Consider the following 26,229-nt stretch of genomic DNA (forward strand, 5'->3'; position numbering starts at 1 on the left):
GTCACCTCCCCCGAGGGAGTTCGGCAATACTCCGGGTATCCCCCGGCACAGCACATGCTCGAGAAGGAGACAGACCATGCCCGCTGCCGCAGCGTCCCGCCCGCAGCAGTTACCACCGCCCGCCCACCGGGCGGTCGTCACCATGTACGCGGGACTGGCGCTCACGCTGCTCGCCATCGTGATCGTCCCGCTCGTCGTGGCGCTCGGGACCGACCAGTACGCGGACCACATCCGGCACGCCTACCCCGACTACTCCACCGACGAGGTGAACCACTACCAGCTGATCATCCTGATCTACCTCGCCGTCAACGGCGTGATCGGCGCCCTGGCCTGGTTGTGGGTCATCCGGCAGACCAGGCTGCACAAACCCACGGTGCACCTCGCCGCGGCCGCTCTCTTCGCGGGGGGCCTGACGCTCGCCCTGATCAACATGTTCACCGAGGACAGCACCGGATACACGGCCCTCAGCACCCCTCTGGGCCTGGTCGGTTTCCTGCCCAGCGTCGCGGGACTCGCCGTCGTCGCCCTGCTGTGGCGGGCCCGTGCCGCCGGGTGGCCCGGCCGGTCGTAACCCCGCGCGCCGTGCCCCCGGCCGCCGCCCCGCCCGTGTGCACCCCCGACCGCGCGCCGGCGGGGCGGCTCCCGCGTGACCGCGGCTCCCTCAGCCGCCCCGGGCGGCGTCGAAGCCGGCGAGCAGCGCCTCGAGGGCGAAGTCGAAGCGCGACGCCGTACCGCGGCGCTCGTCGGCGCGGGCGGCGCGGGTGAGCAGGGGGTACTCGCCGGGGTCGAGGTCCGACAGCTTCGCCGTGCCGTCGGTGCCTCCGGGGACGCCGCTCTCCCCCGCCCGGGTCTGGATGGCGACGTGCCCGAGGACGAACCCGGTGAGGGAGTACACCACGTCGAGCGCCTGCCGCGGCCCGAACCCCGCCGCGTGCAGCGAGCCGAGGACGGTCTCCATGCTCCGCAGGTTCCGCGGCGTCATGGCGGGCCGGGACATGAGCAGGGGCACCAGGTGCGGATGCGCCCCGAACGCCTTCAGCAGCGACCGCGCGTAGTCGCGCAGCCCCTCGCGCCAGGTGGAGCCGTCGAGGTCCGGCAGCGGCGCCTCGTCGGCGACCTGCTCGACCACTCCGTCCAACAGCGCGCTCTTGCCGGGGATGTGGTGGTACAGGGCCATGGCCTCCACGCCGAGTTCGGCACCGAGCCGGCGCATCGACAGCGCCGCGAGGCCCTCCCGGTCCGCCAGGCGCACGGCGGCCCGGAGGATGTCCTGCCGCGAGATTCCCGCGTGCTGCCCGCGGCTCCGGCCGACTGTCATGGCTCCCCCTACCGGCTTGACGAGTTTTACGGCGTAAACATACCGTTGACCATCCGAGATTTACGGCGTAAAACTAAGGAGAGGTCGGCCCATGACCGTCCTGATCGTCGCCGAGTCCTGCTTCGGCAACACCCGCACCATCGCCCAGAGCATCGCGTCCGGCCTCGCCGAGCCCCTCGGGCCCGCCGCCGTCACCCTGGTCACCTCGCACGAGGCGCCCCGCGAGATCGGCGCGGACGTCACTCTGCTGCTGGTCGGCGCCCCCACCCACAACTACTCGCTGCCGAAACAGGGAACCCGTGCGCAGGCCGCCGCCAAGGGGGCGACCGAACAGGACGGCACCGGGGTCCGGGAGTGGATCGCCTCGGTCGCGCCGCGGCCCGGATTGCGCGTGGTGACGTTCGACACCTCCCTGGAGACGCGCTTCAGCCTGGGCTGCGCGTCCAAGACCGCGCACAAGGCACTGAAGAAGCGGGGCTTCCGGCTGGCCGAACGCGGCGAGAGCTTCCGCGTGACCGGTACGGCGGGCCCCCTGGTCGACGGCGAGGAGGCCCGCGCCCGCTCCTGGGGGAGCGGACTGGGGGCGTCGCTGCGCCCCTGAGGGGCCGGCGCCGGACGGGCCGACCGGCTCCGGGCGCCCCCCGGGCACCCCTCGCCCGCCTCGCCCTCCCCGTCGCCGGGGCGGGCGAGGCGGGACGTCGTTGGTTTTGAGCCACAAAAGACCGCCGCCCACCGAGCGATCTTCGAGTGAAAGGGCAGGTCAGAGGCCTGAGACTTAAATACATGGTATTTCAAACTCGGAATGCGCGTTACTTGAATCGTTGCACAAGTTGTTGCAAGCCCTCAGGGAGACTTGTAATCTCGGGCCCGCGCTTTCCGGAGACAGCGGCCTTCCCGCACCTCGGCTACCTCGGCGTCGGATCGCGCTCGGGATGACACTGAGCAGACGAAGACGGGGAACGTCCAATGAGTGCTGCCCACTTCGAGCCACCTCCGCCTGTGCCCGACCGGCGTGAACCGGGCGTCCCGCCCCGGAAGCGGGACCGGCGGCCGGCCCTCACCGAGGTCACCACCGTGCCGGTCGCACTGCTGCTGCCCGGGGACTCGCCCCGCCTGTCGGGCGAGTCCCTGGAGCACGCGCAGGTGCTCGCGGCCTCGGACCAGGAACTGCCGCCCATCATCGTGCACCGCCGGACCATGCGCGTCGTCGACGGGATGCACCGGCTCCGGGTGGCCGTCCTCCGCGGGCAGTCGGAGATCCGGGTCCGCTTCTTCGAGGGAGCCGCGGCCGACGCCTTCGTGCTGGCGGTGAAGTCGAACGTCGGCCACGGGCTGCCGCTGACACTGGCCGAACGGGTGAGCGCCGCCGAGCGCATCATCGCCTCCCACGCCCAGTGGTCCGACCGGGTCATCGCCTCGGTGACCGGGCTGTCGGCCACGACCGTGGGCGGACTGCGGCGCCGCGGGAGCGAGGCGGGCGCGGCTCCCCTCTCCCGCCTCGGCCGGGACGGCAGGGTTCGTCCGCTCAGCACGACGGAGGGACGCCGGACCGCGGGCAGGCTGATCGCCGCGTCGCCCGACGCGCCGTTGCGGGAGATAGCGAGGCAGGCGAACCTCTCGCTGGGAACCGTGCGCGACGTGCGCAACAGGGTCCTGGGGGGCGAGGACCCGGTACCCGCTCCCCGCCGGAGAGCGCCGGGGCAGCGGACGAGGCCGCCGGCGCGGAGTTCGGCGGCCCGCCCTCCCGGGGCGGCCGACGACGCGGAGGGGTCCTCCGCCCCGGGCCCGGACACGCCACCGGGCCCGCCGGTCGCGAAGGCCCAGGACGACGCGGCTCGGCCGGACCTGCCCACCCTGTTCAAGAACCTGTGCGGGGACCCGTCCCTGCGCTACACGGAGACGGGACGGCTGCTGCTGCGGATGCTGGAGACGCAGATCGCCGGTGTGCGGCGCTGGGGCGAGATCGCGGAGTCCGTCCCCACCCACCGCGCGGCGATGGTGTCCGCCGCGGCCGCGGAGTGCGCCAGCGCCTGGCAGCGGCTCGCGCAGGAGGTCTCGCAGCGATCGTCCGTCTGAACGGCGCGCCCCTCCCGCGGTACGCCTCGCGGGAGCCCGGCCGGCCGGAGGGGTGATGCGGCGCTGCTCGTCGAAGTCGGGGCCGCGGCCGGCGAACACGCGTCGGTGACGCCGTCCGGCCGCGTCTCGCCGTCCTCCCTCGAAACGCGGGCGGACGGCGACTTCGGCCGAACCGTCGGCTCGGCCCCCTCAGCCACTAGGCAGTTTCGTTTTGATCTGGCCGGATCAGGGAGCGGGGTCCGGTGCCGTGCCTCGCGAGGCGGAGGAGGGAGTCAGGGCGGAGCCCTGGCGACCGACGACGCGGCGGGGTGCGGGGCCCGCGAGCCCGGCCTGATCCGAACGAGAGGCCCTGGACGTGCTGTCCCGGGCCGCACGAGCCGGCTGACGGCACCGAGGACGAGGCCGTGCTCGTCAGCCGGCCCGGAGGCCGACCGCCAGCGTCAGTTCGAGGACCCGGTGCGGCGATGCGAGATCCGGAAACAGCTCCCGCAGCTGCGACATCCGGTAGCGGACGGTCTGGGGATGGACGAACAACGCCGCCGCCGCCTCCTCCCGCCTGCCCTGGTGCAGCAGCCACGCCCGCAACGTCTCCTCCAGCCGCCGCGCGGTCGCGGCGGGCAAGGCCCGCAGCGGTGCGAGGGCGCGGGCACGCAGGTCCGCGAACGCCTCCACGTCGGCGCTCAGCACCAGCTCGGGCAGGTGGTCCTCGGTGTCGCGGACATCACAGGAGAGGGAGCGCGCGCGGATCGCTCGTGCGTACGAGGCGGACGCACGGGTCCACGGCCGGGCCGGGCCGACCACCGCGGTGCGGTCGGTCAGCCGCCGCAAGAGGTGTGACCGGTCCGCGTCGGGGACGAGCAGCACACCGGTGGCGTCCGGCAGATCGTCGAGGACGAGGGTGCTCGGGTCGAGCGCGCGGTAGGCGGGCCGGGCCTGGGCGGCGGGCAGCAGGACCGCGGTCAGCGAGACCGGAGGCTGCCACCCGGCCCGTTGGGCGGAGGCCAGCAGCACGTCCGGGCTCGCGCCGGCGAGGAGGTCGCGGGCCAGGTGCTCCAGGTGGCGCTCGTGGGCCCTGCCCCGGGCGGCCAGTTCGTCGGCGTGGCCCGCGGCGCTCGCGGCGGAGAGCTCGTCGATGTAGGCGAAGGTCAGCTCGGCGAACTTGGCGACCTCGGCGGCGGGCAGACCCGCGGGGACGGCACCCGCCGCCAGGCATCGCCAGGCCACGCGGGCGCCGACGCGGTAGGCGCTGAGCAGGGCGTCCATCGAACGGCCGTCACGGACCTCGCCGCGGCCCAGCTCGTAGGCCGCGTCACCGCCGCCGCCGCCTGTGGCGTTCCCGCTCGCGAGGTCCAGGTAGTGCCCCAGGGCGGTGCGGACGGCTCGGCGGATGGTGGCGCCCATGTGGCCCGAAAGGGCGTTGGCGTAGGGAGGGACCTCGTCGATGATCGCCTGGACGACCTCGTCGGCGGTGGCCTTCAGCGCGGCCCGGAGCGCGGTGACCGTCGTCTCGTCCAGGGCCAGTTCGCTGGCCCTCCGGATAACATGGCTCACTTTTCATTCCCTGCGAACAATTCGGCCGACCAGATTTACGTCCTGCGGTCAGGACTTTACGCCTTGGGGCGCAGCAAGCTGGAGCCATGACGAGTACAGCCCTCCGCAGCAGGGCGTGGAAACTGCTGGAGATGGTCACGACGCCGTTGCTGCCGTCGGACTACCTCGACCTGGTCAGCCCGCTGCGTGCGGGCGCCGACCTGCGGGGGCGCATCGAGGCCGTGCACCCCGAGACGAGTGACGCCGCGACCGTCGTGATCAGGCCGGGACGGGGCTGGCGCGGCCACACGGCCGGTCAGTACGTGCGGATCGGGGTCGACGTCGACGGGGTGCGCCTGTGGCGTGCCTACTCCCTCACCTCGCCGACGGACCGCCAGGACGGCCGCGTCACGATCACCGTGAAGGCGATCCCGGACGGCAAGGTCAGCAACCACCTGGTCCGCAGGGCGAGACCGGGCACGCTGATCCAGCTCGACCAGCCGACCGGTGACTTCGTGCTGCCGCGGACCAAGCCCGCCAAGGTGCTCTACCTGACGGCCGGCAGCGGCATCACGCCCGTGATGGGCATGCTGCGCGACACCGAGTTCGACGACGTCGTCATGGTCCACTGCGCGCCACGGCCGCAGGACGTGATCTTCCGCGGCGAACTGCACGACCTGGTCGCGGACGAGAAGCTGCGGCTCACCGAGGTGCACACCGACACGGACGGCACGCTCGACATCGCCCGTCTCGGCGAACTCGTGCCCGACTGGGCCGAGCGCGAGACCTGGGCCTGCGGGCCCGCGGGCCTGCTCGACGCCGCCGAGGAGCACTGGGGCGAGCACGGTGTACGCGAGCGCCTGCACACCGAGCGCTTCCGCCCCAGCATCGTCGTCGCCGGCGACGGCGGCGGCGAGGTCACGTTCAGCACCACCGGCAGGACCGTCGACGCGGACGGCGCCACGCCGTTGCTGGACGTCGGCGAGGAGGCCGGCGTGCTCATGCCCTCCGGGTGCCGCATGGGCATCTGCTTCGGCTGCGTCACGCCGCTCAAGGCGGGCGCCGTCCGCGACCTGCGCACCGGCGAGATCACCGAGGCCGAGCCGGGCGTCCTCATCCAGACCTGCGTGTCCGCCGCGGCGGGCCCCTGCGACATCGAACGGTAGGAGCACCTTGACCGCCATCGACCCCACCGCCCACCTGACCGCGGAGCAGATCGAGGAGCTCGGTCGCGAGCTGGACGCGATCCGCGACGAGGTGATCGCCGACCGCGGCGAGAAGGACGCCGCCTATATCCGTAAGGTCATCTCGGCGCAGCGCAAGCTCGAGCTGGTCAGCAGGGGTGTGCTGCTCTTCTCCATCTTCCCGCCGGCGTGGGTGATCGGTACCGCCGGTCTGTCCGTGGCGAAGATCATGGACAACATGGAGATCGGCCACAACGTCCTGCACGGCCAGTGGGACTGGATGCGGGACCCGAAGATCCACTCCACCACCTGGGAGTGGGATCACGTCTCGCCGTCCGATCAGTGGAAGCACTCGCACAACGAGCTGCACCACACGTACACCAACGTGATCGGCAAGGACAACGACCTCGGCTACGGCATCATGCGCGTCGACGAGGACCAGAAGTGGCACCCGTTCCACCTCGGCCAGCCGCTGTGGAACTTCATCAACGCCTGCTTCTTCGAGTACGGCATCGCGGCGTACGACCTGGAGCTCGGCAAGAACCTGCACAAGCGCCGCCGCAAGAACCCGGAGTTCCGCGCGCGGGCCAGGGCCGTGGGCCGCAAGATCCGCAAGCAGGTGCTCAAGGACTACGTGATCCACCCCCTGCTGTCGGGCCCGTCGTTCCTCCCCACGCTCGCCGCCACCTTCACCGCGAACCTGGTCCGCAACATCTGGTCCCACTCGGTGATCATGTGCGGGCACTTCCCCGAGGGCGTGCAGGTCTTCGAGCGCCGGTCGATCAAGGGCGAGACGCGCGGCCAGTGGTACCTGCGCCAGATGATGGGCTCGGCGAACATCAGCGGCAGCAGGGCCATGCACTTCATGACCGGCAACCTGTCGCACCAGATCGAGCACCACCTGTTCCCGGACCTGCCGAGCAACCGGTACGCCGAGGTCGCGGTGAAGGTGCGCGCGCTGTTCGAGAAGTACGAGCTGGAGTACGTCACCGGGCCGCTGCCCAAGCAGGTGTTCTCCGCGTGGCACAAGGTCTTCCGGCTCTCGCTGCCGAACAGGAAGCCGAAGGTCGAGGCACCGGACCGCGAGCAGGAACTCGTCGCGGCCTGATTCCCGGTACGGGTTCGGATCCGGGGCAGCCCGGTGTCCGGCTGCGCCGCCCGGACGTGCGCCGGGGGCTCAGCAGGCGGCCCCCGGTACGGAAGCCGGCGCTCCCGCCGGAAGGTGACCGGACGGCCGTGGGGACGACGGGCCGCCGCGCCCGTGGTGGCCCCGGCGGAGCCCGGTGGGCTCCGCCGGGGCGGGCCGGATCGCTGCGGCCTTGTGTGCGTGTCGGGTGGATCAGCGGGTGTAGGTGGTCCGGTGCTCCCTCAGGGAGCCGCAGTTGGAGCCGGTCACCTGGACGTGGACGTTGGCGATGCTGCCGCCCCAGTCGACGCAGTGCCCCTTGCCGATGACGTAGGAGGGTCCGGCGTACGAGGTGTAGCGCCCGTAGTCGTCGTCGCCCTCGTTGGTGTCGGGGACGTAGATCCAGGAGGACATGTCCAGGGTGGTGCCGGGATTGGTGCGGATGGTGACGACGCAGTTGTTGCCGTTGGTCGCGTTGTAGGCGAGGTACACGGTGCCCAGCGAGCCGACGGCGGCGGAGTTCACCGTCTTGTAGCCGCTTCCGCAGACCTTCTGCGGTGTGGTGTTGGGTGTGGCTGACGCGGGCGCCGCCAGGGCGGTGGTGGCCCCGACCGACAGAGCGGCCAGTGCGGCTGCGCCCAGCATGGACCGAGTGAAGCGCATATTTCCCCCTTGTGTTCTTAGGAGTTGTTTGCTCCTGCCATGTGTGACGTGCGACACCTTCGGATGGTTGTGCCGGGGTTACTGGCATTTTCAGCCATGACCGACGTGGCGTTCGGCCGATTCGAGACGCAACCGACCCCGTTCGAGCACCGGTTGCCAGGTAGGGGTGGTAGGGGCTCCCGGCCGGTGCGTCAGCGGTCGAGCCGGGACCGGTGGGCTCCGCCGGCCGGGCCGGCCGGCCGATGCCGGCTCACTGTGCGGCTTCGACCGCGGGCAGCGCCGGGCCGTCGCGTCGTCCTGCCGTGAACCCGAACCCCCGAACCGGTCGAGCGTCACGGATGAGTTGAGCGGGGCGAGGCCCCGCTGCCGCCTTCATGACGGGCCGTGAGGTCGTCGTACGGAGGTGAGCCCCGTGAACACGGTCACCCACGGGTGCTCCCCCGATCCGTCACGGTCCGACGGGCTGACGTCCGGTGTCGCCGGGAGCGCCTGGGATCGAGGCACTCCGAACGGGCGGCGCGGAAGATCCGCCGGCAGGGGCAGGGACACGAGTACGCGGCCGCCCGGCTCCCCGCGCCCGGAGGTGCGGGACCGCGTCCCGGCGGCGACCCGACCCTCGGGCTGCGCGAGGCCCCGACCGCGGTCGGGGCCCGCGAGGTGCGCCACCGCGGCGCACCTCGTTCCTGCGGACGGCTCAGGTGACACCGCGCCGGGCCGCCGGGAGGCGCGCCGCTCTATTCCTTGCCGAAGGCGATCAGGGTGCCTTCGGCTCCGGGCACGAAGAGCCGGGCCTTGGAGGTGGCGATGCCGGGGACGACGAAACCGCGCCAGTCGTCCTCGGCGACGATGTTCGACATGGGCGGCGGCGCGGGGTGACGCCGGTACGACCAAGCGACCTGGCCGGTCTCCTGGTCGAGCGCGACCAGGCGTCCGTCGGCGTCCTCCACGTACACGTAGCCGTTGGCCACCAGGCGCACGGTGGCCGCGTTCACGGAACTGGTGTAGGTCCAGGCGGCCTCGTACGTGCTGGTGCTGAGCGCCCTGACCTCGCCGTGATGGGCGAGGTACACGCGGCCCGGGCCGAAGACCGGGGTGGCGTCCGCGGGCAGCTTTCGCACGGCCGCCCCGGTCTTGCGGTCGTAGGCGGTGACCGTCTCGTCGTCGCTGTCGCTGCTGCGCGTCCAGGCCGCGCCGGCGCCCAGCACGACGGGGTTGCCGTAGGCGCCCGAGACGTCGGGAACCTCGAAGCGGTGCAGTTCGGTGCCGGTCTTGAGGTCGAGGTGGTGCCAGGCGATGCCGTCGAAGCCGATCCACACGCCGGAGTCGTCGACGACGGTCGGGGCCCAGGAGTACTCCGACAGGGGGGCCGTCCACACCTGGGCGCCGGTGTCGGCGCGCAGCGCCAGCGCCGTGCCGCGGCCGTCCTGCAGGTAGAGCAGGCCGTCGTACCAGACGGGCGGGTACTGCATGGACGCCGAGTCGAGGGTCGTCGACCACTTCTGCCGTCCGGTGGCCGGGTCCCACGCGGCGATCGTGCCGCGCGACGTCTGCGTGTAGAGCAGGCCGCCCCCGTACGACACCCCGGCCTGAGGCTCGTTCTGCTCCAGGGAGACGGCCGGCCACAGGTCCTCGCCGGTGGCGGCCCGGATCCCGACGAGCATCATGCGCGGGCCGCCCTCGGTGCCGTCGTCCGCGTTGACGACGGCGTACACCTCGTCGCCGACCGCGACGGGCGCGGAGACGACGGTCCCGAAGTCCCGGGACCACAGCTTCTTGTACGGCGGGGCCGCCGTGGCCCCCGCGACGAGGCCGTCGGCCCGGCTGTCGGCGCGGTAGCCGAGCGTCGCGTCCGTCAGCTCGGCCGCGGTGGCGGTCCGCCCCGGCACCGGGTCCGCCGCACGCGGCGAGCCGGTGAACGTCAGCAGTGTGACGGCGGCGACGCAGACGACGCCAAGTCTCTTACCCGAACGGCGTGTTGTTGCCTTCAACGAGACACCCCCTGGTCGGAAGTCACCCGGTCGGGATGACCACGACCCACTACCCCCGTGGAAACGTCACATGCGTTCGGGACCCACCGGCGTTCCGGCCCTCCCGTCGCCTCCGGGCCGGACCCCACGACGAGGGGGAACACCCCCACGGAGCGGGACCCGCCCGCTCATGGCCTCCACCGGCCGGCCGGTGCGCGGACTCGTGCTCGTCCGCGTCCCGCGCGTTCCCCGGCCCCGCGTGCCTCCGACCGGGCCGCCCGGAAGGTCCGGCACCGGGAGCGGCGCAGCACACTAGATCCCCTGCCCGCCCCGGCCGAGGACGTGCTCCCGGCCGGGGACCGCGACTTCGTGTCCGAGCAGGTGCGGCGGCCCCGCGGTGATTCCCGCCTGTTCCACGGCCCGCCAGTAGGCGAGGGCCGTGGGGCCGTCGACCAGGCCCCGCACCAGAGGTACGTCGGCGCCCCGGGCGTGCAGCAGTGACTCCGTCCGGCAGGAGGCCAGCGTGCCGGGGAGTCCGTGCCGCGCCACCGCGTCGGAGGTCGCGACGAGGTCCGGCAGTCCGTCCGCCAGGGTGCGCCGGGTGGCGCCGACCGTGAGCAGGCCCCCGCCCAGGATCAGGACGTCCGCGTGGTCGCGCATGCGGGCGAGGGCTCGGGCGGTGTCGAAGCAGTGCGGGAAGCTGTCGTCCACGACGACGGTGCCGGGACGCAGCCGGTCGATGTCGACGAGGGCGCTGTGCCCGCTGACGGCCGCGACGATCAGGTCCGTCTCGTACACCGCGTCGGGCAGGCCGGGGTCCGAGACGTGGACGGTGACGTCCCCGGCCAGGCCGCGCCCGCGCAGCGTCCGCGCGAGATCGCGCAGCCGCGGACCGCTGCCCGGCACGTCGCACAGCACGAGTCGGGCGGGCGGCCGCTCGGCCAGCGTGAGCAGCAGCTGCAGCGAGGAGACGCCGATGGAGCCGAGCCCGACCACGGCCAGGTCCGTGCCGGCCAGGTCGCGGCCGGTGGCCGACAGCGCGGAGTGCACCGTGCGCACCACGGAGACGACCGTGGCCGCGTGCCCGGTGGTGATCGACGCGGGGGCGCGGGAGGCGCGCAGCACGTCGAAGCCGTAGCCGGTGAGTGAGGGGATCATGCCGGCCAGGGAGACGCAGCGGGCGCCCTGTGCCGACGCCGTCTCCACGGCGCGGACGGTGTGCCCGGCCAGGGAGCCGTCCCCGGCGAGTTCGTCGGCGAACAGGGGCAGGGCGACGAACCCGGACCGGCCCAGCGGGGTGACGGTCGTCTCCAGCAAGCGGGGGGCGCCGTCCGGGAACAGCAGGCGGCGGACGTCCTCGCGGGTCGTGCCGGTCTCCGGCAGGCCCGCGAGCCGGGCCAGATGGGCGGGCGCGGGCAGGTAGCCGACGAGGGCGGCGTCCAGGTCCTGCCCGCCGGGTGGCGTGGACCGCCGTACGGGCCGCGCCGCCCGGGAGACGAGCCGGTCCCGCAGCCCTTCGGTGAACGCGGCGAGCGCGGCGTCGTCGAAGGCCGCCGCCGCGCCGCGCACGGTGACCCGCAGCCGGTCGCCGTCCGGCCGCACGGCGAGGAAGACGTCCGTACCGGCGGCGGGCGGCGTGAAGTCGCTGTCCTCCTCCTCGTCCCACCGCACGGCCAGGGTGTCACCGCTGCGCGGGCCCAGCGTGCCGAAGTCGAGGAAGGTGAAGAAGAACTGGGACGTCGACGGCAGTCCGCCGGCGTCCCGCGGGACGATGTCCTCGTGGACGCGGGCGGCGACCGTCTCGTCGGCGACGTCGCGCACCCGCTGCGGGAAGTCGTCCCCTGGCGGGGCCTGGGCGCCGGGTCCGAAGGGGCGGACGGCGACGGCGGTGGCGAACGGCCCGAAGACGCGGTGGATGCCGGGCAGCGGGTGGTCGCGGCCGGACACCGCGAGCCCGATGACCAGGTCCTCCTGGCCGGTGAGGGCGGCGAGCGCCTGGTGGTAGGCGGCGAGCAGCGGCGCGTACAGGGTGGCGCCCGCCTCGGCCGCGACCTTCCGCAGGGCGCCCACGACGGTGGCGTCCAGGACGAAGCCGTCGGAGAGGAAGACGCCGGAGAGGAAGCCGTGGGTGCCGGACGAGCCGGGCCGTCCGCGTCCGGCGCCGTCGGCCGGCGGTCGCAGGACCGGCTTGGTGTAGGGCGCGCACAGGGCGGCCCGGCGCCGCCGCGCGTCGTCCCCCTCCGGCCCCGGGTTCTCGTCCTGCCCGGCGGTCCGTTCCGCGTGCTCGCGGAACGTGCCGCGCAGCTCGGGCAGTTCGGCCTCCGTGCCGCGGTTCAGGGCGTCGTGGACGGTGGTCAGCTCCTCCAGGAGCAGGGCGGCGCTGTAGCCGTCCCCGATCAGGTGGTGGGCGTGCGCGAGGAGCACGTGCTCCTGCGGGGTCACGGTGAGCACGCGCAGGCGCAGCAGGGGCCAGGCCCACGGTTCGAAGCGGCGACGCCGTTCGTCCTCGACGCGCCGCGCCAGTTCTCGGGGGCCCGACACGGTCTCGAAGTCGACCGGCAGCCGCAGCGAGGGGGGCAGCTCCTGCTGCACCGGCGGCCTCGCCCCGGCGGGGAAGACCGTGCGCAGCATGGGGTGCCGGGCCACGAGGGTGTCGACGGCCCGCTGGAAACGGTCCGGGTCGAGCGGGCCGGTCAGGCGCAGCCGGGCCAGCCAGGACGCCCCGGTGCCGGGGGCGATGGCCTCGGCGAGCAGGAAGCCGCGCTGGCCGGGGGTGACGGGGTAGGCGTCCGGGAACACCGGAGCGCTGTCGCCGGGGGTGCGCCCCCGCCCGCCGGCCGGGGCGGGCCGGCTGCTCTCCCCCGCCGGCTCGGCGTCCACGGCTTCGGCGTCCACGGCTTCGGCGAGCGCGGCCGGGGTGCGGTGCCGGTAGACGGCGGTGGGCCGGGGCAGTGGGCCGCCGCGCCGCCGGGCGAGCAGGTCGAAGACCTGGAGGGCCAGCAGGGAGTCGCCGCCGAGTTCGAAGAAGTCGTCGTGGCGGCCCACGCGGTCGACGCCGAGCACCTCGCACCAGATGCGGCGGAGCTCTTCCTCCGTGGCGCTCGCCCCGGACGAGCGCGCGCCGGCCTCGGGCAGGGTGCCCGGGGTTCGGGGCGTGCCCGGGGCCGGCGTCCGGGCGGTCCGCGCGAGCAGGGCCCGCCGGTCGGTCTTGCCGGTGCCGGTCAGGGGCAGCGCGTCCAGGAGGACGATCCGGGCGGGCACCATGTAGGACGGCAGGCGGTCCGCCAGACACCGCCGCAACGCCACCGCGTCCGCGCCCCGCCCCTCGTCCGGTGCCGCGGGCACGACGAAGGCCAGCAGTCGTCCGTCGTCGGCCAGCACGGCCGCCTGCGCGACGTCCGCACGGGCGCGCAGCACGGCCTCCACCTCCGCGGGCTCGACGCGGTGGCCCCGTATCTTGACCTGGTCGTCGATCCGGCCGACGAACCGCAGCGCGCCGTCGGGCAGCACCTCCACCCGGTCCCCGCTGCGGTACCAGCGGCGGCCGTCCCGCCACACGAACGCGGCGCGCGTCAGCTCGGGTTCGCCGAGGTAACCGGCGGACAGGCCGACGCCCCCGATCAGCAGTTCACCGGTGCCGCCCGGACCGGCCTGCTCGCCGCCGGGGCCGGCCACGAGCAGTTCCGTCCCGGCGACGGCGCGGCCGATGGGCAGCGCCGTGACGTCGTCGGCGGGGCGTTCGCCGACGACGTGGCAGGTGGCGTTGACGGTCGTCTCGGTCGGCCCGTAGAGGTTCACGATGCGCTGCTGCGGGCCGAACAGGTCGAACCAGCGGCGCACCCAGTCCGCCCACAGCACCTCCCCGCCGACGTGCACCAGGCGCAGCGCGGACAGGTCGGGCAGGACCGCACCGCGCCGCGGACGGTTCTCCGCCGCGGCCAGCAGCCGTTCCCACAGCGACGGCACCGAACTCCACACGGTGATCCGCGCCCGCTCCACGTGGTCGAGCAGCAGCTCCGGGTCGCGCACCAGGTCACGGTCGGCGGTCACCACCGTGGCGCCGGCCAGCAGCGGGGCGAGCAACTGGCGCACGGAGGCGTCGAAGCACGGGGAGGAGGTGTTCGCGAGCCGGTCGCCGGGGCCGTAGGCGAAGGTGGTGATGGCCCAGTCGAGGTAGTTCTCCATCGCCCGGAAGGTGACGGGGACGGCCTTGGGGCGGCCGGTGGAGCCGGAGGTGAAGATGACGTAGGCCGTCGCGTCGGAGTCCGCGACGGCCTCGTCGAGGGAGTCCTCCGGTGGACCGGCGACCGGTCCGGTGGCGGTGAGGGGTTCCGGGTCGGTGACGACGGGGACGGCTGTCGTGGTCGTGAGAGCCCGCGCGGCCGGGCGGGTGCGGTCGTCGTGCACGACGACGCGGACGCCGCAGCGGGTGGTCTGCTCCACCAGCCGGGCCGCCGGGTGCTCCGCGTCCAGCGGCACCCATCCGGCGCCCGCCCGCAGGATGCCGACCACGGCGATCACCGTGTCCGGGCCCGGGGAGGTGACCATGCCCACCAGGTCCCCCCGCCGCACGCCCTGCCGGCGCAGCCGGAGGGCGAGGCCGCGGCCGGCCGTGTCCAGGTCGCGGTAGGTCAGGGTCAGGCGGCCGTCGTCGACGGCGACGGCGTCGGGGGCGGTGCGGAACCGCTCCAGCAGGCGGCCGACGACGGTCGCCCGGTCAGCGGGGGCGGGCGGTGTCGCGGGGAGGCCGTTCCGTGCGCCCGGGGCACCGGCGGTGCCCGCGAGGGCGTGGAGTTCCCGTGCGAAGTCGGCCGCGTACCGGGTCGTCGTGGCGGGGGCGAGAAGGCGCTCGGGGGCGTTCCAGGACAGCCGGAGCAGCGGTCCGTCCTCCCAGACCAGCAGGCTGAGCCGGGTGGCGGCCGAGCCGGTGCCCGCGGCGGTCGGCCGCACCTCGACCGGGCAGTCCTCGTCCAGCGCTGCCGGGAAGCGGGCGAAGCTGAAGCTCGCCGGGCTCACCGCACGCGGTCCCGAGGCCTCGCCCGGCGTCATCCGGGCGAGGTCGAGGCTGCTCACGGTGGCGTGCCGCTCGCTCTCCAGCCAGGCCAGCCGTACGCGTTCGGCGAGACGGGGCAGCGGTTCGTCCGGGTCCGTGTCCAGCAGCACCGGCAGGGTGTCGGCGAGGGGGCCGACCATCCGGTCCAGCCCCGGCACCCGGGCGTCGCGGGCCGCGCGGGCGACGTCGACCGCGACGTCCCGGTGCCCGGTCCACCGGGCCAGGCAGCGGGCGTAGGCGGCGAGCAGGAGGTGGAACAGGGAGACGTTCCCGGCGGCGGCCCGGGCGCGCAGCACGGCGACGAGACCCTCGTCCAGGACGTCGTGCACGGCGACGAGGGGCCCGGGGCCGTCCTCGGCGTCGGGGCGGCCGTCGTGGGGCAGGGACAGGGGGGCGCGGTGCGCCAGACGGGCCGTCCAGTACGCGAGGTCGCCGGCGAGGACGGTGGGACGGCGGGTGTCGGTGGCGTAGGCGGCGAAGTCCGCGGCGGGCGGCAGCGCGGAGGGCCCGCGGCCGAGGGCGAGGTCGGTGTAGAGCGTCCACAGCTCCGTGCAGAGCACGTTGAGGCTGTAGCCGTCGGCGGCCACGTGGTGCACGACGAGGATCAGGTGGGCCGTCTCGGCGTCCTCGGTCACCAGCAGTGCCCGCAACGGGGGTTCGGCGGTGAGGTCCAGGGGCCGGTTGGCGAGTTCCGTCTCCAGCGCGTGGAGCGCCGCTCCGCCGCCGGGGCACGACCGCGTCTCGAACCACACCTCGGGTGCGGCACCCGGCGTCACGGTCTGGTGCGGCACCCCGCCGTCCCGCACGACGCGCACCCGCAGCATGCCGTGCCGTCCGGCCAGCGCGGTGAGGGCGCGGCGCAGCAGGGCCGGGTCGAGCGGCCCCCGGACGGTGTGCCGGACCCAGCCGCGGGCCGGGGTCCGCGGGTACAGCACGCTGCTGGTGTGCAGGGCCAGTTGGACGGGTGTCAGCGGGAACGGGACGCCTTCCGCGGCCGCCGGCGGAGCGGGCACGTCGCGGGGCGGTGCCGCCAGCGGAGCGGGCGTGTCGCGAGGTGGTGCCGCTGCCGGCTGGGGGCCGTCGTCGGCCGGCCGGGCGTCGAGGTGGGCGGCGAGTTCCCGCACCGTGCGGTACTCGAAGAACAGGGTGGCCGGAAGGGCTCGGCCCAGTGCGCGTTCGAGCCGCCGGACCAGGTCGACCGCCGCGAGCGAGTCGAGGCCGAGCGCGAGGAAGGCGCGGTCCTGGTCGACGGCTTCCAGGGGCAGGTGCAGGGCTTCGGCGAGGAGGCCCCGTATCAGGAGGCGGGTGCCGGGCGGGCCGCCGGGGGCGGCCGGGACCGCCGGGACCGCCGGGACGGCAGGGACCGCCGGGACGGCAGGGACCGCCGGGACGGCAGGGACCGCCGGGACGGCAGGGACCGCCGGGACGGCAGGGGCGACCGGGACGGCCGGGACGGCGGGGGCGCCGGTGGCCGGGGCCCGGTGGTGCTCGGCGGGACCTGCCGGTACGTGCGCCTCCGCCTGGACCTCGGTGTCCGTCCCCGCCGGGGCGCCGCTCGTCGTCGGGGGGTCCGCGTCCGTCAGGTCGGCGACGACCAGTTGGGCCGCGTCGACGGCGCAGGCCGCGCGCAGCGCGCGCAGCGCCTCGGCCGGGGACAGGGGGACGCCGCCGGCTCGCGGAGGGGTCCCGTCCCCGAGGGCGGAGGCGAGCCCGGTACGGGCGACGGGCCCGAGGTTGAGCGCCAGCCAGCGGCGCCCGGCGGCGCGTTCGGCCGCGGCGAAGGCGTCGAGGAACGCGTTGGCCGCCGCGTAGTCGCCGAGCGCGCCCGCGGCGCCGGGCAGTACCGAGGCCACCGAGGAGAGGGCCACGCACAGCCCGGGGCGGTGCCCGTGGCGGTCCAGGGCCCGGGCCAGCAGCCGTGTGCCGTGCACCTTGGCGGCCAGTGAACGGTCTGTGTCCTGCGGGCCGGTGCCGCGCAGCGACCCCGGCAGGACCACGCCCGCCGCGTGGAGGACGACGTCCGGTGCGGGAGTGCGCGCGAGGAGGGCGTCGAGCTGTCGCTCGTCGGTCACGTCGGCCTGCCGGTAGCACGCGTCGGCACCGGACTCGGCGAGTTCGGCGAGGAGTCCGGCCGGGGGCCGCGGGGAGCGGCCGGTGAGGACGAGCGTGGGGCGGCCGCGTCCGGCGAGGTCCCGGGCGAGTGCCGCGCCGAGGCCGCCCGCGCCGCCGGTGATGAGGTAGACGCCGTCGGCGGGCAGCGGGCCGTCCCCGTCCGGCACGGCGGTGGCGGGCAGGGGCGCGATGCCCCGCAGCAGCCGGTCGCCGTGCCGCCAGGCGGTCACGCGGGTGCCGCCGCCGGCGGCGGTCACTTCCGCGAGGACGGCGTCCAGCCACAGCTCGCGGGGGTCGCGGGAGGACAGGTCGGCGCAGACCAGCTCCGCGCCCTCGGTCTCCTGCGGGAAGGCCAGCGCGAGACCGGTGAGCAGGGCCTGCTCGGGGCGCGGCCGGGCCTCGCCGTCGGTGCCGGTGCGGTGGGCGTCCTCGGTGAGCACCAGCAGGCGCCGCGCGCCGGACCGGTCGAACTGCCGCACGGTGTCCCGGAAGCCGGCCGCCGCGGCCGGCCCCTCGGTGCCCTCCCCCGCCCGTCGTGCCAGGTGCACGACGGTGTGGACGCGGGTCGCGTCCGTGCGTGCCGTCGGCACCCCGCGCTCGGCCAGCCGTGCGGACAGCTCCCGCACCGCCTCGGCGTCGGGCCCGGTGACGAGGGTGACGGGGGCGGCGCCGACGGGCGGGGCGAGGGGGGCAGCCGTCCAGGTGACGTGGTGCAGCAGCCGCACGGCGTCGGGCCCGGGCCAGTAGGCGCGCCGTCGGAAGGGGTACGTGGGCAGCGGCACGCGGCGTCCCGTCGGCGCGAGCGCGGCGTGGTCGACGGCGACGCCGCGCGTCCACAACCGGGCGACGGTGCGCAGCAGTTCACGGCGTCCGCCGCCCTCCTGGCGGTGTCCGGCGGGCAGGGCGGACAGGACGGTCGCGGGGGCGCCGGGCCGGCCCGCGACGGCCCGGCGCAGGGCGGCCGGCAGGTCGGTGCCGGGCCCGATCTCGACGAAGGTGTCGTACCCGTCCTCGGCCAGCCGCCGTACTGCGGCGTCGAACCGGACGGGGCGCAGGGCGTGTTCGCGCCAGTGGGCGGCGTCGGGGGCGGGCGCCCAGTCGGCGGTGAGGGTGCTCAGCAGCGGTGTTCGGCCGGTGGTGGGCGTCAGAGCCTGTGCGGCGTCGTGCACCGCCCGGGCGGCCGGCTCCATCAGCGGGGAATGGAAGCCGTGCGAGACCCGCAGCCGGCGCGCGGTGACGCCCCGCGCGGCGAGCTCCGCCACGGCGTCCTCCACCGCCCGGACGGTGCCGGACAGCACCAGACGGCCGGGGGCGTTGCGGGCCGCGACGGCCAGGGCGCCGCCCGAAGCGGCGACCAGCGTCTCCACGGCGTCGTCCGCGCCGAGCACCGCGGCCATCGCGCCGCGCTCGGTCAGCTCGGCGATCGCACGTCCGCGTGCGGCGGCGAAGCGCACGGTGGCGGGCAGCGGCAGCAGGCCCGCGGCACAGGCCGCGGCCAGCTCCCCGACGCTGTGTCCGGCGACCGCGTCCGGTACGACGCCCCAGGAAGCCAGCTGGCGGGCGAGGGCGACCCCGTGGGCGACCAGGAGGGGCTGGGTGATCTCGGTGCGGGCCAGTTCGGCCGGATCGGCGCCGGGATCGGTGCACCAGTGGGTGAGGGTGCGGCCCCGCAGCGGGCCGAGCGCGGCGGACGCCTCGTCGAGGGTGTCCCGGAAGACGGGAGCGGTGGCGTGGAGCGCCGCGGCCATGCCCGGACGCTGGGTGCCCTGGCCGGGGAAGAGGAAGGCGAGGCGGGGACGGGTGCGGACGGTCCCGGTGGACACGTCCGTGCCCGTGGGCGGACCGTCCACCGCCCGGTCGCCGGCCGGGTCCGCGGCGAGGGCGGCCAGCCGGGCGCGCAGGTCGCCGCCCTCGTCGCAGACGAGGGCCAGCCGGTGCGGGTCGTCGTCCCGGGCCGTCCCGGCCGTCAGGCACAGGTCGGCCGTGGCGGTCCGGGGGCGGGCGTCCAGGTGGGCCGACAGGTCGCGGACGAGGGCGTGCAGCGCGGGCCGGGTGGCGGCGGACAGCGCCAGCAGGTGGGGGCCGTCTTCCGGCCGGGGCCCTCGCGGCGGACGCCCGGTGGCCTGCTGGAGGACGGCGTGCGCGTTGGTGCCGCCGAAGCCGAAGGCGTTGACGCCCGCCGTCAGCGGTCCCCCGGAGGGCGGCGCGGGCCAGTCGACGAGCCGGCCGGGCACGTGGAAACCCGCCGTGGCGACCAGCGCGGAAGGCGGGTCGGCGTGCAGCGAGGGCGGTACCTGACCGTGGCGCAGCGCCAGCACGACCTTGACGAGGCCGGGCAGCGCGGCGGCGTTGAGCAGGTGGCCGATGTTGGTCTTGGCGGAGCCCAGCAGCCGGGGCCGGGCGCCGGGCCGTGGCGGGAAGGCGTGGGCGAGGGACTTCAGCTCGACGGGGTCGCCGAGGGCGGTGCCGGTGCCGTGCGCCTCGACGTAGGTCACCTCGGCCGGGTCGATGCCGGCCGCGGTGTGGGCGGCGGTGATGACCTCGCGCTGGCGGGCGGGGTTGGGTGCCATCAGGCTCAGTGACGTGCCGTCGTTGTTGACGGCGGTGCCGCGCACCACGGCGAGCAGCTCGTCGCCGGCGCGCCGGGCGTCCTCCTCGCGCCGCAGCACGAGCACCGCGCCGCCCTCGCCCGGGGCGAACCCGTCGGCGTCGGCGGCGAACGCCCGGCTGCGGCCGGTGGGCGACAGGGCCTGCGCGGCGTGCAGCATCCGGTGCGCGGTCGGGGTGAGATGCAGGTTGGCGCCGCCGACCAGGGCGATGTCGCACTCGCCCGCCGCGAGACTGCGCCGGGCCAGGTGCAGGGCGACCAGGGCGGAGGAGCAGGCCGTGTCCACGACCAGGGCGGGGCCGTCGAGGTCGAAGTGCCGGGCGATGCGTGCGGCGAGGAGGTTGGGGAGGTTGCCGGTGAGCGCCGAGGGCGGCAGGTCCGTGCCGCTGTCCTCGGCGGCGCGGTCGAGCAGCTCCCGGTAGCCGCTGTCTCCGGTGGTCGTGAAGACGCCGACGCGGTGGGCGCGGCGGCGCGGGCCGGCGTACCCGGCCCGTTCCAGTGCCTCGTGCGCCAGCTCCAGGAGGAGGCGAGCCTGTGGGTCGAGGGTGCGGGCCTCTTCCTCGGACATCCCGAAGCGGTCCGCGTCGAAGGCGGCCGGGTCCTCGAGGAAGGCGCCCCGGCCGGCGGCCGGGAGCCCGGCGGCGTCCCAGCGGTGCGGGGGCACGGGGGTGACGAGGTCCCGCCCCTCGGCCAGCAGCCGCCAGTACGCCTCGGGCGTGGTCGCACCGGGGAACCGGCAGGCCAGACCGACGACGGCGAGAGCCTCGCGGGCCTGCCGGGCGGGACCGCCGCCCCGGGCCGGGTCGGGCGTGCCGTCCGGACCAGGGCCGTCACCGGCGTCCGTACGGCTGTCCGCCGGTGCCAGCAGGTGGTCGACGAGCCCGGCCACCGTGTCGGCACCGGCGCGCAGGGCGGCCGTCTCCAGCGGTGTGCCGAAGGCGTCCTCCAGCTTGGCCAGCACCTCCATGGCCTTCAACGAGGTGCCGCCCAGCGAGCGGAACGACGCATGCGGGTCCAGCGAATCCCCCTCCGTGCACAGGACTTCGGCCCACACCGCGCGCACCGCCTGCTCGACGGCCGCCCGCGACCGCGGTGTGCCGGCACCGTCCGGGACGCGCCGTCCGGTGGGAGCGGACGCGGGTCCGCCGGGTCCGCCGGTCGTCGGCCGCGCCGGCCGCGGGGCCGCACCGGGACCGCGAACGACGACACGGGGGTACCGGCCCGCCTCGAACCGCTCCCGCAGCACATGACGGCGCACCTTCCCGCTGGTGGTGCGCGGGAACTGCCCGGGCGGCAGGGCGACGACCCGCACGTCGTCGTGGAACAGCGCCTCGCCCACCCGGGCGGCGACCCGTTCCAGCACCTCGTCGGCCGTACGCGGCGGGCGGGCCCAGGAGACGAGGACCACCACGCGCTCGGCGCCGGTGTCCGGGTCCGTGGACCCCACGACCGCGGTCGTGCCGGGCGGCAGCCCGGGGGTGGCGGCGGCGACGTCCTCCAGATCGGCGGCGTGGTGCTTCAGCCCGTTCAGGAACAGCACGTCCTTGTACCGGCCGGTGACGCACAGCCGCCCGCCCCGCAGGAAGCCCATGTCCCCGGTGCGCAGCCAGCCCCCGTCGGTGAAGGCGGCGGCGGTGGCGTCGGGCAGACGGCGGTAACCGCGGGCCGTCTGGGGACCGCGCACCTGGATGTGCCCGACGCGCCGGTCACCGAGTTCACGACCGGCGTCGTCGACGATCCGGACGGCGCAGCCGGGCACGGGGTGTCCCAGGTCCATGAGTTCGACGGCGGACACGTCGGTGCCCGGGACGTCCACCGCGCGTCCGCGGCTGAGTGCCGCGCGGTCCAGCGCCAGCGGTACGGCGATCTCGTCCGGCGGCGGAAACGTCACGGCGAGGGTGGCCTCGGCCAGGCCGTACACCGGCTGGAGGGCCTGCGGCGCCAGTGCGGCGGGCCGGGTGCGGCGGGTGAACTCGCGCCAGACGGAAGCGGAGACGGGTTCGGCGCCCACGACGACCCGCCGGACCGCGGTGAGGTCGAATCGGGCCATGTCCTCGTCGGACAGACGCCGGGTCGCCAGCGCGAGCGCGAAGTTGGCGGCCGACAGGTGTGTGGCGCGGTGGGCGGTGGCCTTCTCGAACCAGATCCCGGGCCGCCGCGCGAACGTCAGCGGCCCGATCTTGACCTGCCGGGCACGGGCGGCGAGCGGCGCGAGATGCGTGCCGATCAGGCCCATGTCGTGGAAGTAGGGCATCCAGCTGAGCACCACGTCGTCGGGGCCCAGATCGGAAACGGTCACGATCTGACGCAGGTTGGCGGTCACCGCGGCATGGGTGAGTTCGACGCCCTTGGGCACACCGGTGCTGCCCGAGGAGAACTGCACGAAGGCCAGGGCATCGGGCTCGCACACGGTGGGCCCGCCCATGTCGTCGCCCTCGCGGACCTCCTCCAGCCGCAGTACCGCCGCTCCGGCGGGCAGGTGCCGTGCCATGTCCGCACCGGCCGCGTCCACGAACACCGGCGGCCGGTCCAGGTGTTCCCAGACGGGCAGGACCCTGCGGAGGTCGGCGGCGAGCGGCACCGGAACCAGGTCCGCGCCGATCAGGCCCCAGAACATGACCTGGAAGTCCTCGCTGCGGTCGGCGACCAGGGGGACGCACGTACCGGATCGGACCCCGGCCGCACGCAGCCCGCCGGCGACGCGCCGGGCGGCGGCCAGCAACTCCCGGTACGTCACCTCGACTTCGCTGCCGTCGCCGCGTACGTGCACCGTGACCTGTCCGGGCTGCTCGCGGGCGGCGTCCCGCAGGACGTTCCACAGGGTGTTGTCGCTCATGGTCCGTTCTCAAGTCGGGCCCTGGCACGGGCCGTCCGCCCGCCCTCACCGGCTCGCCGCCGGAGGGCTGTGGTGACGCGGTCCCTGCGGGCCAACTCGTCGGCCGCGTCCACCCTACAAGATCGAAAAGGCGCACGACGGGGACGATCGGCTCCACGGGTCCGCCCCGTGTCCCCCCTCGTCCCGTGTTCCCCCTCGCTCCGGGTCCGGTCGACGGGTTCGCCCCAGCCGGCGGGGGCCTGGTCGGTGGAGAACAGGACCCGGTGGTCGGAGCGCGTCGGCGACATCGTCCGGCTGACGCTCGACGCCCACGGGACGGACGGCGGCCCGGTGGTCGAGCTGCCGGTGGACCAGGTACGCGGGCTCGTCGCCGGCGCCCGGCGGGATCTGCGGGAATTCCTCGGCCTTGCCGGAACCTGGGCCGAACGCCGCCTGCCGGCACACGCTCCCGCCGTCACCGCCGCCCTCGCACGGGCCCTGGACCTGGCACCCGCACCCGCACCCGCACCCGCACCCGCACCATGACCGGTTTCCTGAGCGAGTGCGCCGCGCTCCTCGCCGTACCGGAGACCGGCCGCTGATTCCCCGGCTCGGCCGGTGGGCCCCCCGACCGCCGCGAAGGCCTCGGTAGAGTCGGGGCGATGACAGGAGACCGAGGCCGCCGGCCGAAGACCGACCAGGACGGCGTCGACGACCGGGCGTCGGACACCGACGTCCTGCCGGCCTCCTCACGGCAGGACTGGTGCTGGCATTGGATGCGCAGCTACACGCGGGACTCCGCACCGCTGGAATCGGAGGTCCTGCTGCTGCGCGGGCGCCTTGACGTCGGGGCCCTGCGGGACGCACTGGCCGACGTCGAGATGCGGCACGACGCCCTGCGACTGCACCTCGCCGGCGACGGGGCGACCGCCGGGGACGCCGCCTGGCCGGGTCAGCGGCTGCGGCCCACCCCGAGCGGCCTCCATGTCGTGACGGCCGGCCCGGGCCGGGAACGGGCCGAGGTGACGTACGCGCTCGGACGGCCACTCGACCTGACGGACCGTATGATCCGCACGACACTGGTGCGATCGGCCGACGGGGAGCACCTGCTGCTGGCGCAGTTCGACCACCTCGCCATCGACGCGACCGGCCACGACGTCTTCCGCCGGGATCTCGCCGCCGCCTATGCCGCACGGACCGGGTCGGGGCGCGGCGTCCCGGCCGACGGGCCGACACGGTTCAGCTACGTGGACATGATCCGCCAGGAGCGGTCCCCGCAGGCCCGCGCGGATCGCCGACGCCGGGCAGCCGACCTGGCGCGTGCTTTACGCGCGCACGGCGCGGAGGAGCCGATCCCCGCCCGGCCCGGAGCGGAGGTGTCCCTCCGGGCCCAGTACACCGGCATACCGCTGGTGCTGCCCGCCGACCGCACCAGGGCCCTGCTCCACTGGTGCCGTGAACGCCGAACCACACCGCACAACGCCCTGCTGGCCCTCCTGGCCCGCGGCGTGGCCGACGCGTACGGACGGGACCGGCTCGTGGCGACCGTCCTCATGCACGGCCGTACGACACCTGCGGCGCGTCAGGCGGTCGGCCTGCTGTGCAACGTGGTGCACCTACCGCTGGACATCGGCGACCGGGGCCTGTCCGGTCTGGCGCGACAGGTGGGCGAGAGGATGCTGGCCGCCTGGGACGAAGTCGACCTTCCGCTCAGCGCCGTGGTGGACGGCACGACCGCACGGACCGGCACCGAGGCGGTCTTCCGTACGGCCCTGTCGCACCTGGCGTTCGACATGACCGGTGGCACGGGCCGGCGGATCAGGGACGCCGGCGCGCCGATTCCGTTCGGTCCCGCGCTGTCGGCTCAGCACGTGACCTACGAGTCGCCGGCCCGGCAGCAGCGCTTCGCCGGCCGACGCCAGGCCCTGCAATGCTCCCGGACGCTCTACGCCACCGCGCGGACGACGGAGAGCGGAATCACCGGTTCCCTCGGGTTCGACGAGCGGTATCACGACCCCGATCGCGTCGCACGAGTGGCCGACGCGTTCCACGCGAGCATCGGCGCCCTCCCTGCGGGATGAACGATTCGGCCGCCCGTTCCGCCCCGTGAGCGGGGCGGATCCGACACCGTGTCGCCGGCGTGGTCGTCGCGCGCCCTCCGAGTCAGCAGCCCTCAGGTCTGCCACCCGTGCGGTCAGGCGGTCCGGGGACGGGCGCGGCGCCGGTCGGCGGTGCGGGCCCTCGCCGACGCCGCCGACGAGGGCCCGCAGGCGGGCTGCCGGAGCGGAGCTCGCGTGGACAGGCCCGCGGACGTGGGACCCGCTCGACCGCGCCGTGCGGTCGAGCGGGGTGCTCCGGGCGCCGGTCGGGCAGGCGGATCAGCGCAGTCCGGCGAAGAGATCGTTCTCGGGTACGGCCGCGCCGGTGGCGTCCTGGACACGGACGAAGGTCTCCGTGCCCATCAACTCGCCGAACCTCTCCTTGCCCATCCTGAGGAAGAAGATGTTCTCGCCCTGACTCGCGTGCGCGGCCAGGGCATCGAACTTCTGACCGCTGAACGCGGTGGTGTCCACCCACGTGGTGATCTCGTCGTCGGGGAGGCCGATCTCGGCCATCGCGGCGGTCTCGGCGGGATCGGGCTCCGGCATGTCCTCGTGGAACTCGCGCATGATCTCGCCGAACCGCTGCATCATCGAGCGGGGCATCGTGGTCCAGTACACCTTCGGTGTCAGCGCGGTCTTCTCGAGGGCCGCCATCGTGATGCGGTGGGCCTGGATGTGGTCGGGGTGTCCGTAGAAGCCGTTCTCGTCGTAGGTGACGACCACGTCAGGTCGGTAGTGCCGCATGAGTTCCGCGAGCCGGGCCGCGCCTTCCTCCACGGGGGTCTGCCAGAAGGATCCCGGCGCGTCGTTGCTCGGCCAGCCCATCATCCCGGAGTCGGCATAGTCCAACATCTCCAGATCGCTGATCTTCAGGACGTCACGGCTCGCCTCGAGTTCCTGACGGCGCATCAAGGCGACCGCCGCCGGGTCGTGCCCGGGGTCGCCCGGCTTGACGCCCCCCGGCCCGTCACCGCATCCGCCGTCGGTACACGTCACGAGAACCGTGCGGATGCCTTCCGCCGCGTACCGTGCGAGGACTCCTCCGGTTCCGGTGGCCTCGTCGTCGGGGTGGGCGTGTACTGCCATGAGCGTCAAGGGCCGGTCAGTCATGGAACATTCCTCCTGCGAAAACATGTCATGGTGCGAGTGCGCGACGCGCGGCGGACGTGCCGCGGTCCTGGGCCCGGCTCCGGGTGGGGCACGGACGACCTCGCGGTCCCCGTGGTCCCCACCCGTACGGCGCCGGTCCGTCCGTCGGTGCAACCGTGCCGACCCGACCGGCTGTTCCCGGTACGGCCGCTCGATCCTCCACGCGTCGGTGTCCGAGGACCGGAATCACGAGTCGCGTGAAGGGCGCGTGCCAGGGTGTGACGGCCGGGGTCTTTCGTTTGGATCGGGCCGGATCGGGGAGCGGGGTCCGGTGCCGTGCCTCGCAAGGCGGAGGAGGGAGTCGGGGCGGAGCCCTGGCGACCGACGACGACGCGCCGAGGTGCGGCACCGGGGCCCGCGAGCCCGGCGCCGGCGCAGGACCTGGCGGAGATGGTCGAGGCGCAGAACAACGGGATCTACGACGCCGAGCCCCGCGACCCGGGCTCCACCACCGCCACCGGGTTCCGCCGGTGGTGCCAGGACAACCTCGAGCGGGCCGCCCGGTCCTGACATCACGCCGACCGAC

The 26,229-nt window shown here is 74.8% G+C and carries 13 protein-coding genes; 7 read left to right on the forward strand and 6 right to left on the reverse strand.

The window, feature by feature from the left end:
• Positions 1-76 precede the first annotated feature (76 nt).
• On the forward strand, positions 77-571 hold the full coding sequence (locus ACZ5FU_RS28200; protein WP_469047305.1) for a hypothetical protein: 495 nt from the start codon (positions 77-79) through the stop codon (positions 569-571).
• Between the two features lie 90 nt (positions 572-661).
• Here ACZ5FU_RS28200 and ACZ5FU_RS28205 read toward each other — a convergent pair whose 3' ends face one another.
• Complete coding sequence (locus ACZ5FU_RS28205; protein ID WP_469047307.1) at positions 662-1,318, reverse strand: TetR/AcrR family transcriptional regulator; 657 nt, start codon at positions 1,316-1,318, stop codon at positions 662-664.
• A gap of 91 nt (positions 1,319-1,409) precedes the next feature.
• On the opposite strand from ACZ5FU_RS28205, the gene ACZ5FU_RS28210 reads away from it, so the two are divergent.
• Positions 1,410-1,919 (forward strand): flavodoxin family protein, encoded by a 510-nt coding sequence (locus ACZ5FU_RS28210; RefSeq protein ID WP_469047309.1) that lies wholly within the window; start codon positions 1,410-1,412, stop codon positions 1,917-1,919.
• A 365-nt stretch (positions 1,920-2,284) separates the two neighbouring features.
• Entirely contained in the window at positions 2,285-3,394 is a 1,110-nt protein-coding gene (locus tag ACZ5FU_RS28215) for a ParB/RepB/Spo0J family partition protein (protein ID WP_469047310.1), read from the forward strand.
• 411 nt (positions 3,395-3,805) lie between these two features.
• On the opposite strand, the gene ACZ5FU_RS28220 is transcribed toward ACZ5FU_RS28215, so the two are convergent.
• Positions 3,806-4,945: a PucR family transcriptional regulator gene (locus ACZ5FU_RS28220; protein WP_469047312.1), complete on the reverse strand. Its 1,140-nt coding sequence runs from the start codon at positions 4,943-4,945 to the stop codon at positions 3,806-3,808.
• An 86-nt stretch (positions 4,946-5,031) separates the two neighbouring features.
• Here ACZ5FU_RS28220 and ACZ5FU_RS28225 point away from each other — a divergent pair, with 86 nt between their 5' ends.
• Positions 5,032-6,090, forward strand: coding sequence for a ferredoxin reductase (locus ACZ5FU_RS28225; RefSeq protein ID WP_468646328.1), 1,059 nt, complete (start codon positions 5,032-5,034; stop codon positions 6,088-6,090).
• A 7-nt stretch (positions 6,091-6,097) separates the two neighbouring features.
• Entirely contained in the window at positions 6,098-7,216 is a 1,119-nt protein-coding gene (locus ACZ5FU_RS28230; RefSeq protein ID WP_469047313.1) for a fatty acid desaturase family protein, read from the forward strand.
• Between the two features lie 231 nt (positions 7,217-7,447).
• Here ACZ5FU_RS28230 and ACZ5FU_RS28235 read toward each other — a convergent pair whose 3' ends face one another.
• The 3 genes from ACZ5FU_RS28235 to ACZ5FU_RS28245 form a co-directional block, all read right to left on the reverse strand.
• On the reverse strand, positions 7,448-7,897 hold the full coding sequence (locus tag ACZ5FU_RS28235; protein WP_451531041.1) for a spore-associated protein: 450 nt from the start codon (positions 7,895-7,897) through the stop codon (positions 7,448-7,450).
• Positions 7,898-8,631: 734 nt separating this feature from the next.
• On the reverse strand, positions 8,632-9,885 hold the full coding sequence (locus ACZ5FU_RS28240; protein ID WP_451778632.1) for an outer membrane protein assembly factor BamB family protein: 1,254 nt from the start codon (positions 9,883-9,885) through the stop codon (positions 8,632-8,634).
• A gap of 291 nt (positions 9,886-10,176) precedes the next feature.
• A complete protein-coding gene (locus tag ACZ5FU_RS28245) occupies positions 10,177-22,473 on the reverse strand; it encodes an amino acid adenylation domain-containing protein (protein ID WP_469047315.1) in 12,297 nt (4,098 codons plus the stop codon).
• A gap of 246 nt (positions 22,474-22,719) precedes the next feature.
• Here ACZ5FU_RS28245 and ACZ5FU_RS28250 point away from each other — a divergent pair, with 246 nt between their 5' ends.
• Positions 22,720-22,998 carry a hypothetical protein gene (locus tag ACZ5FU_RS28250; protein WP_469047316.1) on the forward strand — a complete coding sequence of 93 codons (279 nt, stop codon included), beginning with the start codon at positions 22,720-22,722 and terminating at the stop codon, positions 22,996-22,998.
• 116 nt (positions 22,999-23,114) lie between these two features.
• A complete protein-coding gene (locus ACZ5FU_RS28255; protein WP_469047318.1) occupies positions 23,115-24,533 on the forward strand; it encodes a condensation domain-containing protein in 1,419 nt (472 codons plus the stop codon).
• A 297-nt stretch (positions 24,534-24,830) separates the two neighbouring features.
• Here the strand turns inward: ACZ5FU_RS28255 and ACZ5FU_RS28260 are convergent, their stop codons facing one another.
• Complete coding sequence (locus tag ACZ5FU_RS28260; protein ID WP_451531046.1) at positions 24,831-25,664, reverse strand: PIG-L family deacetylase; 834 nt, start codon at positions 25,662-25,664, stop codon at positions 24,831-24,833.
• Positions 25,665-26,229: the final 565 nt, after the last annotated feature.

The organism is Streptomyces sp. NPDC031554 (assembly GCF_055580685.1).